Raw genomic sequence first — 14,354 nt, 5'->3', positions numbered from 1 at the left:
GGTCGGGTCGGGTCGGGTCGGGTCGGGTCGGGTCGGGTCGGGTCGGTCGGAACGAGAGGGGCGCGAGCGGCGGGCGTCAGTGCGCGATGACAGGGATCTTCAACTCGTCGGCCGCGTCCGCGGCGGCATCCGCGTCCGTACCCCCGCCCGCCACCGTCGTCGTACCCGGACGGCCGGTGTTGATCAGCGTCAGCGCGATCGCCGCGGAGACGACCAGGATGCCGACCGCCCACCAGATGGCGCTCGCGTAGCCGTGCACCATCGCCTGTGCCTGGAGCAGCTGCTCGTTGGTGGCGCCGGCGGCGTGCGAGGCGATGTACGCCGTGGTGGCGCTGGCCGCGATGGTGTTCAGCAGCGCCGTACCGATCGCGCCGCCCACCTGCTGCGAGGTGTTGACCATGGCCGAGGCCACGCCCGCGTCACGCGGCTCGATGCCGTGCGTCGCCAGCGACATGGCCGGCATGAACGCCGTACCCATACCCAGACCCAGCAGCAGCTGCGCGGGCAGGATGAGTCCGGCGTACGACGAACCGATCTCCAGCTGCGTCAGCAGCAGCATCCCGAGCGCCGCGACCAGGAAGCCGGGACCCATCAGGTAGCGGGGCGCGACCCGCGTCATGAGGCGGGCGCCGATCTGGGTCGAGCCCGTGATCATGCCCGCGATCATCGGCAGGAAGGCGAAGCCGGTCATGACGGGCGAGTAGCCCTTCACGATCTGGAGGTAGTACGTGAGGAAGAGGAACAGGCCGAACATCGAGATGACGGCGAGACCCAGCGACAGGTAGACACCGCCGCGGTTGCGCTCCATCAGGACGCGCAGCGGCAGCAGCGGCGACTTGACCTTCGACTCGACGAACACGAAAGCGAGCAGCAGCACCGCCGAAGCGGTGAACAGGCCGACCGTCGCACCCGCCGCCCAGCCGTCCGTCTCGGCGCGCGTGAAGCCGTACACGAGGGCGACCAGGCCCAGCGTGGAGAGGACGACACCCGGGATGTCGAGCGGCGAGCGGTTGCGGCCGCCGGCCGGCTCGCGGATCACGAAGTAGGCGCCCGCCGCCGCGACGATCGCGAACGGGATGTTGACGAAGAAGGTCCAGCGCCAGTTCAGGTACTCGGTGAGGAAGCCGCCCAGGATCAGGCCGACCGCGCCACCGCCGCCCGCGATCGCGCCGAAGATGCCGAAGGCCTTGGCCCGCTCCCGTACGTCGGTGAACGTCACCGCGAGCAGTGAGAGCGCGGCCGGCGCGAGCAGCGCGCCGAAGGCGCCCTGGAGGGCGCGCGAGCCCAGCATCATCGCCTCGTTGGTGGCCGCGCCGCCGAGCGCGGAGGCGGCGGCGAAGCCGAGCAGGCCGACGGTGAAGGTGCGCTTGCGGCCCCACAGGTCGGCTATGCGGCCGCCGAAGAGCAGCAGTCCGCCGAAGGCCAGGGCGTACGCGGTGATGACCCACTGGCGGTTGGCGTCCGAGATTCCCAGATCCTGCTGGGCCGACGGCAGCGCGATGTTCACGATCGTCGCGTCGAGCACGACCATCAGCTGGGCGAGGGCGATGAAGACCAGCGCTTTCCAGCGGTTCGGATCAGGGAGGAGGGTGTCGGGTGTTTTTGGCATGGAGGTAGCCACCTAGGGATGCGAAGAGGCGAAAAAGGTACGTATTACGTGCAGGGGCGGGCGTCGAGCTGAGTCAGGTGGGAGTCACGACTCCCGGCGCAGGTCCTCCATGGTCGCGGGAGAGCCGGAGAGTACGGAGCGCGCCGGTGCCTCCAGGCCGTCGAGGAAAATTTGCAGGTGCCGGTGCACGAACTGATCGAAGTTCATACACGCGCTGCCTGGCAGCGGCCGGGTGAGCTGGGAAAGCGCGACCAGCAGGTCGCCGACGGCGACGTCGTCGCGGAGCCGCCCGGACTGCCGTGCGCGCGCCATGAGGCCGTCGACGGCCTCTTCGAGGCGCCCCCGCTCGGCGAGCAGTTCCGGATGGTCCTTGTCGAAGTTGTCGACCAGCATCGGGCACAGCGCGCCGATGCGCTCGTCGGCGGCCGCGTGGACGAAGCGGCGCAGCGCGTCGAACGCGTCGGCCTCTTCGGCGGTCGCGGCCCGCGCCTGGTCGGTGGTGCGGGACATGACGGAGACGACCACGTGGTGGATCAGTTCGCCGCGGTCGGGGAAGTGCCGGTACAGCGTCGCGTTGCCGACGCCCGCGCGGCGGGCGATCTCGTCGAGCGGCACCTCGGGGCCGAACTCGACGAACATCTCGCGCGCGGCCGCGACGATCCGCTCCCGGTTGCGCACGGCGTCGGCCCGCGGGCGCGGGGCGCGGCGCTGGGCGGTTTCGGTGCGGGTGACGGTGGCCACGGCGCTTCCTCTCGGGCGTGTGTACGTACGTCTCATACGTCTCGTAAGTAACCGGGGACCCAGTCCCCGCTTCGGCGGACACAGATGCAAACGGGGAGACCGTCCCCGGTTATTTCCCGAAGTCGCACATGTGAGCCGGATCACAGCCCGGCGCGGAAATTCCCACGATCGGGCCACCCAGCGGGCGCCCGGACGGCCCCCGGCACAGGGTGATCGAACGAGAGCAGTCAGGGACGGCCGGCTGCCGCGGACCCGAAGGCGAATCTATGCAGCAGACCCGCCCCCGGATACGCAAGCCCCGCCACATAGTCAGCGCCGCCGCCCTCACCGGCCTCGCTCTCACCTCCCTGACCTACGCCGGCTCCCCGCTGGCCAACGGCTCCAGGGCCTCGGCCGGCCCGGTGGCCGCCGCCGACCAGGGGGTGTCGGTGGCCGACGAAGCCGCCCTGAAGCCGTGCAGGATCGCGGGCACCATGGGCGTACAGATGTCGGAAGGACTCCCCACACCGCCCGGCTTCTCCCGCTCCACGGGCGACGTACGCGCCCTCACCCTCATGATCGACTTCTCGGACGCGCCGGGGAAGGGCCCGGCGCGCGACCGGTTCGAGGAGTTCTTCCCGCAGACGACGAAGTGGTTCGCGACGAGCTCGTACGGGCGCCTGCGCTACCGGCCGGTCACACCGTTCACCGAGTGGGTACGGATGCCGAGGCCCTTCGCGGCGTACGGGATAGACCGCGGCTCACCGTACGAACCCGGCTACCGGAGCCTCGTCGAGGACATCATCGCGGAGACCGACGGCCGGGTGGACTTCCGCGCGTACGACCTCGTCAACATCCTGGTCACGCCCAATGCCGGGCCCTCGGCCCTGGACACCGTCCTGTCCGTCACCTTCTCCGGCAACGACGACGCGCCGCGCGCCGACGGTGTGCCGCTCGCCAACACCTCGTTCGTCTACAGCCGTCAGGACGACGGGTCGGGCTCGTACGGCGAGACGGGGTTCCGGGTGCTGCCGCACGAGAACGGCCACGTCTTCGGGCTGCCGGACCTGTACACCGTGGACGGCGGCGGGGCGGTCGGGCACTGGGACATCATGTCCGAGGACTGGGGCGCCAACAACGATCTCCTCGGCTGGCACAAGTGGAAGCTCGGCTGGCTCGACAGCGCGCAGATCCGCTGCGCGTCGGCGCCCGGCACGAGCGAGTACCTCCTGGCGCCGCTCGCCTCGCGCGACAAAGGGGACGGCGACACGACGAGGCTGGTGTTCGTACCCCTGACGGAGAAGACGGGGTACGCGGTGGAGGTGCGCACCCGGGCCGGCAACGACGAGGCCGTCTGCAAGCCGGGCGTACTGATCTACCGCGTCGACGCGGACGTCGACACGGGCAACGGCCCGGTGACCGTCGCCGACAGCGAGCGCGACAGCGGGGGCTGCACGCGGCGGCCCAATGTGCACGCGGAGCTGTCGGACGCGCCGTTCGAGGAGGGCGAGACGTTCAAGGACCGGCAGTTCGGGGTCCGGGTGTCGGTGACGGAGGAGGACGACCGCGGCAACTTCCGGATCCGCGTCACCCGGCGCTGACGTGGCCGGCCCTGACGGGTCTCACCCGCCGTCGGCGAAGAGGCCCGCGGTGGTGCGCAGCTCCCGCTTGAGGATCTTCCCGGTGGCGTTGCGGGGCAGCGGTTCGTCCCGTACGAGCACATGGGCGGGCACCTTGAAGGCGGCGAGGTGCCTGCCGACGTGCGCGCGCAGCTCGTCCGTACCGGCCGCGGCGCCGGCCCGCAACTGCACGACGGCGGCGACCTCCTCACCGAGGACCGGGTGCGGGACGCCTAGTACGGCGGCGTCGAGCACGTCCGGATGATCGTGCAGCACGCTCTCCACTTCGACGCAGTACACGTTCTCGCCGCCGCGGATGACCAGGTCCTTGATCCGGTCGACGATGCTCACGCGCCCGTCGCGCACGGTCGCGAGGTCCCCGGTCCTGAACCAGCCGCCGTCGGCGAAGGCGTGCGCGGTCGCCTCGGGGTCGTTCCAGTACCCCCTGATGAGCGACTGCCCGCGCAGCCACAGCTCACCGACCTCGCCCTCGGCCTGCGTCTGCCCCTCGGGCCCGGCGATCCGCACCTCGGTGCCCGGTGCGGGCCGGCCGACGCTCCCCGGATACGCGCGGTACGCCGTCCCGAAGTTGGCCAGGACGCCGCCGCAGGTCTCGGTGAGCCCGTAGCCGTTGCGCGGCTCGACGCGGTCGCCGTGCCGGGCCGTGAGCCGCCCGACGAGATCGGCGGGCGCGGCGGCGCCGCCGGTGTTGAGCATGGCGAGGCTTTCGAGCCCGTCCCCGGCCGCATCCGCCGCATCCAGCAGCTGGAGTGCGGTGGCGGGCACACCGGCGTAATGCGTGACCTTGTGCTCGCGAATGAGCTCGAGCGCGCGCCCGGCGTCCCACTTGCGCATGAGGACGAGGGGGCCGCCGGCCGCCATGGCGGCGTACAGCGCGGTGAAGGCCGCGACATGGAAGAACGGGAACGTCATCAGCGATACGGGCGTGGGCCCCTGCCCCGGAACCTGCCCGCGCCCGAGCGCGGAGAGCGCGGCGTGGAACCGGGGGTGCATGGCGGCGCCGGCCTGGGCGAGGTGGGTGGCGACGGCGCCCTTGGGCCGCCCGGTGGTGCCGGACGTATAGATGATCGTGGCGTCACTCTCGGCCCGCACATCGACGTCGGGCGGCCCAAGGAGCGGATCGGCGGCCCGGATCCCTTCGTACGCCTCACCCCACTCCCCGGCATCCCCGTGGAACACGACGACCCGGGGCCGCTCCTTCTGCCCGGCGACCCACGTCTCGACTCTCGCCAGCCGCTCCCCGTCAACGAGCAGCACGCGGGGCGCACAGTCGTCGAGCGCGTACGCGAACTCCGCCTCGGTCCACCAGCCATTGAGCGGCACGGCGACGAGCCCGGCCAACTGGGCGGCCCAGAAGCACACTTGCCACTCGGGGTGATTGCGCATGGCGATGACGGCCCGGTCGCCGGGCACGAGTCCGTACTCGTCGACGAACCGCCGGGCGAGCGCGGAGGCAGCGGCAAAGAACTCGCCGTACGAACAACTGCCGCTCTCCCAAACGAGGAACGGCCGGTCGCCGTACGCCCAGGTCACCTCGACGAACTCGCGCAGCGTCCGGGGCCCGTCGGCGTACAGCGGACTCCCGTCCTCGGCGCGCACGACTTCGAAGGGTGCCCCGGGGGCGGTCAGCGCGGCTTCGGCGGCGCGCAACGGATCATTGTTCGGCACAGACGAACCTCTCTAAGCGCTTGCTCACCCCTCCGGACGCTATGCCCGGCACAGCTCCCCGTCAAGATGCATGCATTACCCACCTATCATCGGGGCCGCCCAGGTCCGGTACGAGGCTGGGGGTGCCTGCCGAGCAGTTGGGCCAGCCCCCAGCGAGTGGCGGCAAGGACGATGCGGTCCTCGGACTGGAGGACATAGCCGGGGTGGAGGTCCCAGACCAGGCCGGTGGGGTGCTGTTCGCCGTCGGCGGGGTGCGGGGTGGCCAGATCGGGGCGCCGGTCGGCCGGGGCGGCGGTGTCCAGTGCGAGGACGCGCCAGGCGCCGGGCCGGAAGGTTTCCGCGACGGTGCGGCCCTCCAGTTGCGGGTGGCCGGCGACCACCAGTGCGGCGAAGACCAGCACCTTGCGCTCGACCGGTATGGCGCCAAGGATCTGGCGGCCCATCATCGCCCCGGCGAAGGCGGGGGCCGCCAGGTGGGACACGCTGCGGCTGCGGGTGAGCGCGTCGGGGTGGGCGGCGCGCAGGGTGCGGTAGACGGCGGTGGCGAAGTCGTCGTCGTACAGCCGCAGCGCCACCCGCAGATCCGCCTTGACCGTACGGGCGTAGAGAGCGGCCTCCAGGTTGGTGGTGTCTGAGGACGTGAGGGCGAGCAGGGAATGCGCCCGGTGGATCTTCGCCGCTTCCAGGATGCCCTCCTGCGTGACGTCGCCGATCACGGTCGGTACCCGCAGACGGCGGGCCAGCGCGACACCGCGCGCCTCGGGGTCCTCCTCCACGCACACCACGGGGATGTCGAGGTCGCGCAGCTGGGCCAGGACCCTGGTGCCGATCTTGCCGAGTCCGAGCAGGACGACATGGCCGGACAGGCCGCGCGGCGGGCGGCGCAGGTTGGAGGCGCTGCGGAAGGTACCCAGCGCCTCCAGCCCTCCGGCCACGAGGAGCGGCAGGAGCGCGAGACCGACCAGTCCGGACAGGAGCTGCAGCACCTGCCGGGCCGTGGACTCGCCGACGGCGGGGTCATTGATGGAGAACAGGTCGAGGAGGGTGACGTAGGCGGCGCGCAGCAGCCCGTCGTCCGTGACCTGCCAGGAGGCGATCGCCAGAGCCAGGACCGCCAGTCCGGTACCGGCGACGGCCCAGCGCAGGCGGCGGGAGAAGAGCTCGGAGAACGGGACGCCCCGGCCGGCCAGACGACCGGCCGGCAGGACCGGGCCGGTGTGGGTCACCGCTTCGAGGACGATGGTTCCGCGTCCGGTGGCGGTGGTGACGGTGCGGGGGTCGGGCAGCAGCTGGGGCCCTGCCGTGCCGCTGCTGTCCGAGCCCTCCTCTCCCGCCGGGTCGTTGGTGGTGGCGGAGAGCAGGGCGAGGGTGCACAGGCCCGGATCGGCCACTTCGCCGCGCCCGGGCGGGGTGCGTTCCACGGCGCGCAGGAGAAGCCCGTCCGCGTGGACGACCTTGCTCGTGCCCGCGACGGCGGTGGCAGCCAGTGCGGGCGCCGCGGTGTCGGCGTCGGAGAGCACGGTGGTGGACGCGTCGAGGGCCGCGGGGTCCAGATCCGGCAGAGCAACGAAGGCGGCCTGATCGAGGAGCTCCTCCAGGTGCTGGCCGAGCTTGCGGTTGTAGAGCCGGATGACCAGCCGCAGACCGGGATTGAGTCGGCGGGCCGCAAGCGCGGCCCGGATGTTCGTCTCGTCGTCGTCATAGACGAGCGCCAGTGCGGCGGCCCGGGCCACGCCTGCCGACGCCAGCACCGGCTCGGTGGGCTCGTCGGCTTCCACGGCGGCGGGAGCGGGCTGCTCGTCGGTGGACGGCGTCCCGGTCACGGCGGCGGAGACCCGGCCGAGAAGGGCGGAGGCCCGGCCCTGTCCCGGTACGGCAAGCCGTGGCCCGAGCGCCGGCCCACCGCCCGGACGAACCAGCACGACCCTCTCCCGGTAGACATCACGGAGTTCTGCCGCCAGCCGGTGGGCCAAGGCGTCGTCACCGCAGACGATCATGTGTCCGGCACTGTCGGAAGAGTACTGAGGGGGAAGTGGAGGCACCTGCGTAGAGTGCCTCGCGCGGTGCACGGATCGCACGGTAATCCCCCCGCCCGCTCGCCCCTCGAGACATAAGTGTCCGATGAACGGACCTCGGTCACCGCATAACGGTCCGATTTCGCTCGCTGGGACTTTGGAAGATCACTGAAGGTTATGTGACTTGAGTCACTAAAGATCAGGCAAAGGCGTGGTAGAACTGCGCAACTCCGCAGGTGGCGCCACCACTGGCCGCTGTACGGAGTGGCCGGCACGCACCGGCAGTACGACCAGGGTGGTCACGGTCCGAGTCCGCGGACCGCACACCCAGGGTCGCCGATCGGACAACGGCGTTCGCTCAAATACCGCACATCAACCGGCAGCACTCCTCCCGTGTCCGGCCCCGCGCCAACGAGGTAGCCACAGTGTCACTCGACTCACTCACCCAGACCATCGACGAAGCCGTCAGTGGGTTCTTCGAGCCCATAGCCGCCTGGCTCGGCGAACTCGTCTTCTACGCCGTGCCCGTCGGTGGCACGGACCTGCCCCTCATCGTCGCCTGGCTCGTCATCGCCGGCCTCGTCTTCACCGGCTGGTTCGGCTTCGTACAGTTCCGCAAATTCCGCCTCGCCATCGACGTGGTGCGCGGCAAGTACGACGAAAAGGGGTCAACCGGTGAGGTCAACCACTTCCAGGCGCTGACCGCCGCCGTCTCCGGCACCGTCGGCCTGGGCAACATCGCCGGTGTCGCCGTCGCCGTCTCCATCGGTGGCCCGGGCGCCACTGTCTGGATGATCCTCTGCGGCCTGCTCGGCATGGCCACCAAGTTCGTCGAGGTCACCCTGGGTGTGAAGTACCGCGAGGTGCACGCCGACGGCACGGTTTCCGGCGGCCCGATGCACTACCTGCCCAAGGGCCTGGCCGAACGCTTCGGCAAGAACGGAAAGACCCTCGGCAAGGTCCTCGCGGTCCTCGCCTCCTTCATGATCCTGTTCTTCGGCCTCTTCGGCGGCAACCTCTTCCAGGTCAACCAGAGCTACGCGCAGCTGGTCTCCGTCACCGGCGGCGAGAACGGCCTGATGGGCTCCTCCGCCGGGGCGCTGTTCTTCGGCATCCTCATCGCCGCGCTCGTCGGTATCGTGCTCCTCGGCGGCATCCGCTCGATCGCCAACGTCACCAGCAAGCTCGTGCCCGCCATGGCCGGCATCTACATCGCGGCCTGCCTGGTTGTCATCCTGACGCACGTCACCGCTGTCCCGGCGGCGATCGGCGAGATCATTGAAGGCGCCTTCAACCCCGAGGGCGTCGCGGGCGGTGTGCTCGGCGCGCTGATCATCGGCTTCCAGCGGGCCGCGTTCTCCAACGAGGCCGGTCTCGGCTCCGCGCCGATCGCGCACTCCGCGGTCAAGACCAAGCACCCCGCCAGCGAGGGCCTCGTCGCCCTCCTGGAGCCGTTCATCGACACCGTCGTCATCTGCACGATGACCGCCTTGACCATCGTCATCGCCAACCCCGCCAGCTGGGCCGAGGCACGCAAGGACGGGTCCGTCGCCGGCGTCACGATCACGTCGGACGCGTTCGGCACGGTCATGCCCTGGTTCCCGTACATCCTCACCGTCGCGGTGATGCTGTTCGCCATCTCCACGGTCCTGACCTGGGGTTACTACGGCCTCAAGGCATGGACGTATCTCTTCGGCCGCAGCAGGGCCAGCGAGCTGACGTACAAGGTCGTCTACACACTGTTCGCGATCGCCGGTTCGCTGCTGACGCTGCAGACCCTGATCGCCATGGCCGACGCGGTGCTGTTCATGCTCGCCGTCATCAACATCATCGGCCTGTACCTGCTCGCCCCCGTCGTCAAGCGCGAACTGAACTCCTTCCTGGAATTCGTCCGCGCCCGCAATGCCGGCGAGGCCGACGAAGCCGACGAAGACGACGAAGACGAAGAGCCGGTGAAGACCACCGTCTGACCGCCCCGGCGGCCCGGCTCCTGAGCGGGTCCGTACACACCTCCTCGCGCCTTGGTGTGTACGGACCCGCTCTTCCGCGTTTCCGTCTTTTCAGGTGTTTCAGCAGGTAAAACGGCGCCTGGTGGGATCGGTCGGAGGCAGTTAGGGTGTAAAGAACGCGTCAACAGCCCGCCCAAGGCGGCTGCATCGGACGCGCGGTGTGCCGGGAAGTCTGGTCGGCGTCCCAGGGGCTGCATGCCCTTTTGCCGATTCCCCCGGAGACTTCCTGATGGCTGCCGCCCCACGCGAACGTTCCCCTTTTCTCGGCCTGCTGCCGCTGCCGGAGCGCACAGCCGTAACCCAGGCGCTGAGGACGGAAACGGTCGGCGGGCTGGTACTCCTGGCCGCCGCCGTAGTGGCGCTGGTGTGGGCGAACACCCCGTGGAGCGAGGCCTACGAGCAGATACGTGACTTCCACTTCGGCATACCGGCCCTCGGCCTGGACCTCTCGGTGCAGCACTGGACCGCCGACGGGCTGCTCAGCATCTTCTTTCTGGTCGCGGGCATCGAGCTGAAACGCGAATTCGTGGTCGGTGAACTGCGCACCCCGGCCACGGCAGCTCTGCCGGTCGTCGCAGCGCTGTGCGGCATGGCGGTGCCGGCCGCCCTGTACGCCGCCACGGTCGCGGCCGGCGGGGGCAGCCTTGAAGGCTGGGCGGTTCCCATGGCCACCGACATCGCCTTCGCGCTGGCGGTCCTGGCGGTCCTCAGCACCCACTTGCCCTCCGCGCTCCGGGCCTTCCTCCTCACCCTTGCCGTCGTCGACGACCTGGGTGCGATCCTGATCATCGCGATCTTCTTCACCGACGACCTGAACTTCATGGCCCTCGGCGGAGCGGTGGCCGGCCTGGTCGTCTTCTACCTTCTCCAGCGCCACCGCGTGCGGGGCTGGTGGTGGTACGTCCCGCTCGGCGTCACCACCTGGGCCCTGATGTACAACGGCGGCATCCATGCCACCGTCGCCGGTGTCGCCATCGGCCTGATCCTGCGTACCACCCGCGACAAGGGCGAGACCTCCTCGCCCGCAGAGCGGACCTCCCACCTGCTGCACCCGGTGTCGGCGGGAGTCGCGGTGCCGCTGTTCGCTCTCTTCGCCGCAGGCGTCGGTGTCTCGGCGGCGTCGCTCGGCGAAGTCTTCACCCAGCCGGAGCCCCTCGGAGTGGTGCTCGGACTGGTCGTCGGCAAGACCCTGGGCATCTTCGCCGGCACCTACCTGGCTGCCCGCTTCACCAGAGCCCGGCTGAACCCGGACCTGGCCTGGGCCGACGTCCTCGCGCTCGCTGTACTGGCCGGGATCGGCTTCACCGTCGCCCTGTTGATCGGCGAGCTTGCCTTCCCCGACCCAACCGCAGCCGAACACATCAAGGCAGCGGTTCTCATCGGATCACTGATCGCGGCGGCCCTGGCCGCACTGCTGATCAAGCGCCGCAACGTGATCTACCGCCGCCTGTACGAGGAAGAAAACCGGGACGACGACCAGGACGGCATCCCCGACATCTACCAGCGGACCGCTACTGGCGAGCGCTGACGGCCAAGGCCGGCCGTCATGGCCAAGCCAGGGCCACTTCGCCGCAGGACGCGATGGCGAGGGTAGCGACGGCAACCTGGGGACGCCATCACCCGGCACCATCTCGGAGCCGTCTGATGGGCCGGGAGCCCCCAACCCACCAGCCAGAGCTCATCCCATGGCCATGGCTTCGCTCTGCAGGAAAGGGGTGCGACCTTGGCAAGCCGCATCCGCTAGGCTGTCAGCGGTCAGTCGGCCACCAGGGCACACGCCCGGGAAGGCGTCCCTCCGGGACCCACTCCCGACAACGCCCAGGAGCAGCCTGACCAGGGCGTTTGTCTCACCCGTCCCGGCGGATCCCACGGTGGTTCCCGGCACGGCTCTCGACAAGACCCCGCCTCCGTAGCTCAGGGGATAGAGCACCGCTCTCCTAAAGCGGGTGTCGCAGGTTCGAATCCTGCCGGGGGCACAAGGGAAAAGGGCACCTACTGAATCAGTAGGTGCCCTTTGGCATCCACGGATGACATCAACGGCGGCGGTCACTCACGGCCGGGCCGCCTCTTGAGCAGCCGGTCCATGTGACTGATGGCCTCCCGCTGCGTGTCCTGAACGACGTGCGTGTAGACGTCCATGGTGATGCTGATCTGACTGCGCCCGAGGATCTCCATCACGACGCGGGGCGCCACCCCGGCCGCGGTCAGCAGGGTCGCGCAGCCGTGACGGGCATCGTGCAGACGGATCACACGAAGGCCAGGCCGGATCGTGGTGAGCGTTGTGGGCTCCCATCCCGTCTGCCGTCGGCCCAGGCAGAGCCGAGCAGACGCGGCCCAGGGCGTCAAGGTCGTTCGTGGGTCGACGGCAGACGGGATGGGAGCTAGGGACGGTGGTGGGCTGAGGCTTCGAGTGGGGCTGACCAGATGAAGAGGGGGGTGGATGCCACGGCCTTAAGCTCACAGTCCCGAGGTGATCCCGGGGACCTTTGTGCCCACCCCCCTTAACCGCGGACCTCAAAGGTTCTCCGACCGGTCTCCAGCGACAAGCTAGCAAGAAGCACTGACAGCGGTCCTGTGACTGGGGCCTGGCCCGACAGCAGACGTGCCCCACCCGTGCCCGATCGAGGGGGGAATCCCGGGGAACAGCGGCCACTCACGGGCAGTTACGCGCAGAACAGCCCCTGACCGATGTACCTGGCCAGAGGCCGTTTATCTGCGTGGGTGTGGGATTTGAACCCACGGTGACATCGCTGCCACGACGGTTTTCAAGATCGTCGGCGACTTGACTCGGTCCTTCAGACTCCACCGACCTCAGCTGTCAGTGGCAGTCGAAGCGCCAGTCCCACGGGAGGCCGGGGCACTGGCGGCAATGGAAGAAGTAGACGCCGCCGCAGTCGCCCAACTGCATGTCGCCGGTGATGGTCAGAAGGTGCTCCATGCGGTGTCCGCTTTCGCAATTCGGCCAATCGGCAGGCTGCGTCCAGGCGGGCCAGCCGCCGACCTTCGTCCCGATGACGTTGGAGTCGGGTGGCCACATGGAGCCGCCCGTCGGCAACCGGAGACGAGGTTCCCAGGTCTCCCACAAGTCCTTGGGTAGATCAAGCCACCTCGGATAGTCCTCCGCGGTAGTCGGGGACAACGTGGACGGTTCCGGCAAGTGGTCCTCGTCATACTCCCCCTCGCTCACCCCGGGGATCTCGGACAGCAGTCCTCCAGCCACGACCTCCGCCTCGTTGCGCCAGTACAGCTGCGGCATCACCGGCCCGGGATCCTGCTCATGTATCAGCGCGCACCACACCAGCTGCAGCAGATCCTTCCCTTCCGGGAACTCCAACCCCGGCACGTCCCGGGCGAACAGCTGGAGGATCGGCACCATCGGCACCGCACCCGGGACGATCTCGGTGCGGTTGCGCCAGTCGGACCCGTACGTCCAGTGGTCTTCCTGCGCGCAGTACGGCCACGGCTCGTCTACGGGCCACAGCAACTCGCCCCCCAGCGAACTCTCCCGCACGCCAGGGTCGCCGGGCTCCGGGTTGAGGAGGGTGGTCTCCCGGGCGAGACCCGCGTACTCCGGTATCAGGGTGCGTAGATCCTTCGCGGACATCGTGGCTCCTCAAGGCGTACAAACATCGACGGAACGCTGCGGGCACGTTAGTACGCGCCACCGACAACCCCACCTGCAGACCTCGTCGCTCTGTTCTCCGCTTGTTGCGGTACCGCAGCGAAGTACCGCAACCGCACGCAGAGGGCTTCTGACATCCACGGCTGACATCAACGACGCCGGACGGGGGCGAACACCAGCGTCTCTGCCCGCCGTCGCACCAGTCGACGGCCGCAGCCGGAGCGGGCTCGGATCGAACTCCTAAAGCGGGTGTCGCAGGTTCGAATCCTGCCGTGGGCACAAGTTGGTTAGCTGGTCAGGGGCTTTGCGTGATCGGGTGCCACATAGGTGTCGACGACGAGGTACCGCTCACTCTCTGGCCGAGCCTTCGGTGCTTCGGCGGCCGCGCGGCGACAGCCTGTGTGTGCGGCCAACGGGACCCGAGCGGCGGCAACAGCGGCTCGGATGCTCTCTGGGGCGTATCAAGCGCGGAAGGCGTGAGCAGCACGGGAACGCGGCAGGCGGGCAGGTCTACAGGCCGGCCAGGGGCCGGTGTTGTCCGGGTCGCGGGCGGTGTAAGGGGCCGTGGTCACTCGTCCCGCAGCAGCTCCAGCCCAGGGCCGCTCCGGCGACCTCCGGGTACCGTGTGGCAGGCCGTGTCGGGACAAGAGGGAGCACAGCGTGAGCAGAAGGCGCTATGTGGCCAGAGGGGTCCCGGGCGGTTATCGCATCTGGGACAACAAGGGGCGTCGCTGGTGGGGGGACCACTACGAGCTCTGCCCCGATGATCTCCTGACCGAACTGAACGGCGCCGCCAACCGCGAGAAGATCACCGCGCTTCTCAAGCGGTACAGGGCTCAGAAACGTTGAGTCGCCGTACGCATGCCGGCCACCCCCGTGCGGACCGATCACGGTACGGAGTCTTTGCCGTGCACGACCGGCCGTCGCCGCTCGTGGCGGGCTAAGGCAGTTCGCCGCGCACGAGCGCTGTGGCGATCGGCTCGCCGGTGGCTTCCGCGTACGCCACCCGTTCCTTGACTTCTCGCAGCGTGCGCGGCCGGTAGCCGGGGCCGCCGCAGCAGCCGCCCCGGC

At 69.5% G+C, this 14,354-nt stretch carries 9 protein-coding genes, 2 tRNA genes and 2 pseudogenes; 6 read left to right on the top strand and 7 right to left on the bottom strand.

Annotated elements, in window-relative coordinates; genetic code table 11:
• Positions 1-76 precede the first annotated feature (76 nt).
• On the bottom strand, positions 77-1,609 hold the full coding sequence (locus tag AC1P0E_RS19895) for an MFS transporter (RefSeq protein WP_482743498.1): 1,533 nt from the start codon (positions 1,607-1,609) through the stop codon (positions 77-79).
• Between the two features lie 84 nt (positions 1,610-1,693).
• On the bottom strand, positions 1,694-2,386 hold the full coding sequence (locus tag AC1P0E_RS19890) for a TetR/AcrR family transcriptional regulator (RefSeq protein WP_482743497.1): 693 nt from the start codon (positions 2,384-2,386) through the stop codon (positions 1,694-1,696).
• 230 nt (positions 2,387-2,616) lie between these two features.
• Between AC1P0E_RS19890 and AC1P0E_RS19885 the strand changes: the two genes are divergently transcribed.
• A complete protein-coding gene (locus tag AC1P0E_RS19885; protein WP_482743496.1) occupies positions 2,617-3,930 on the top strand; it encodes a M6 family metalloprotease domain-containing protein in 1,314 nt (437 codons plus the stop codon).
• 21 nt (positions 3,931-3,951) lie between these two features.
• On the opposite strand, the gene AC1P0E_RS19880 is transcribed toward AC1P0E_RS19885, so the two are convergent.
• Together AC1P0E_RS19880 and AC1P0E_RS19875 are read right to left on the bottom strand one after the other, a co-directional pair.
• Positions 3,952-5,637 carry a class I adenylate-forming enzyme family protein gene (locus AC1P0E_RS19880; RefSeq protein WP_482743495.1) on the bottom strand — a complete coding sequence of 562 codons (1,686 nt, stop codon included), beginning with the start codon at positions 5,635-5,637 and terminating at the stop codon, positions 3,952-3,954.
• Between the two features lie 86 nt (positions 5,638-5,723).
• Complete coding sequence (locus AC1P0E_RS19875) at positions 5,724-7,634, bottom strand: potassium channel family protein (protein WP_482743494.1); 1,911 nt, start codon at positions 7,632-7,634, stop codon at positions 5,724-5,726.
• A 443-nt stretch (positions 7,635-8,077) separates the two neighbouring features.
• Between AC1P0E_RS19875 and AC1P0E_RS19870 the strand changes: the two genes are divergently transcribed.
• From AC1P0E_RS19870 to AC1P0E_RS19860, 3 genes are all read left to right on the top strand, one after another.
• Positions 8,078-9,622 carry an alanine/glycine:cation symporter family protein gene (locus AC1P0E_RS19870; RefSeq protein WP_482743493.1) on the top strand — a complete coding sequence of 515 codons (1,545 nt, stop codon included), beginning with the start codon at positions 8,078-8,080 and terminating at the stop codon, positions 9,620-9,622.
• A gap of 268 nt (positions 9,623-9,890) precedes the next feature.
• A complete protein-coding gene (gene nhaA, locus AC1P0E_RS19865) occupies positions 9,891-11,189 on the top strand; it encodes a Na+/H+ antiporter NhaA (RefSeq protein WP_482743492.1) in 1,299 nt (432 codons plus the stop codon).
• 375 nt (positions 11,190-11,564) lie between these two features.
• Positions 11,565-11,637 (top strand) — tRNA-Arg (locus AC1P0E_RS19860).
• Between the two features lie 70 nt (positions 11,638-11,707).
• On the opposite strand, the pseudogene AC1P0E_RS19855 reads toward AC1P0E_RS19860, so the two are convergent.
• Together AC1P0E_RS19855 and AC1P0E_RS19850 are read right to left on the bottom strand one after the other, a co-directional pair.
• Positions 11,708-11,920 (bottom strand): annotated as a pseudogene (locus AC1P0E_RS19855) (tyrosine-type recombinase/integrase); the annotation flags it as partial.
• A 559-nt stretch (positions 11,921-12,479) separates the two neighbouring features.
• Positions 12,480-13,265, bottom strand: a complete 786-nt coding sequence (locus AC1P0E_RS19850; RefSeq protein WP_482743491.1) for a YwqG family protein — start codon at positions 13,263-13,265, stop codon at positions 12,480-12,482.
• A 227-nt stretch (positions 13,266-13,492) separates the two neighbouring features.
• Between AC1P0E_RS19850 and AC1P0E_RS19845 the strand changes: the two genes are divergently transcribed.
• Both AC1P0E_RS19845 and AC1P0E_RS19840 read left to right on the top strand, forming a co-directional pair.
• A tRNA-OTHER gene (locus AC1P0E_RS19845) sits at positions 13,493-13,559 on the top strand.
• A 384-nt stretch (positions 13,560-13,943) separates the two neighbouring features.
• Complete coding sequence (locus AC1P0E_RS19840; protein ID WP_482743490.1) at positions 13,944-14,132, top strand: hypothetical protein; 189 nt, start codon at positions 13,944-13,946, stop codon at positions 14,130-14,132.
• A 91-nt stretch (positions 14,133-14,223) separates the two neighbouring features.
• Here the strand turns inward: AC1P0E_RS19840 and AC1P0E_RS19835 are convergent.
• Positions 14,224-14,346, bottom strand: a pseudogene (locus tag AC1P0E_RS19835) (deoxyxylulose-5-phosphate synthase); the annotation flags it as partial.
• Positions 14,347-14,354 lie beyond the last annotated feature (8 nt).

It is taken from the genome of Streptomyces sp. TRD_SC_5 (assembly GCF_056836825.1).
Note: the sequence above shows the minus strand (reverse complement) of the source record. Positions and strands in the feature narration are given on the sequence as shown.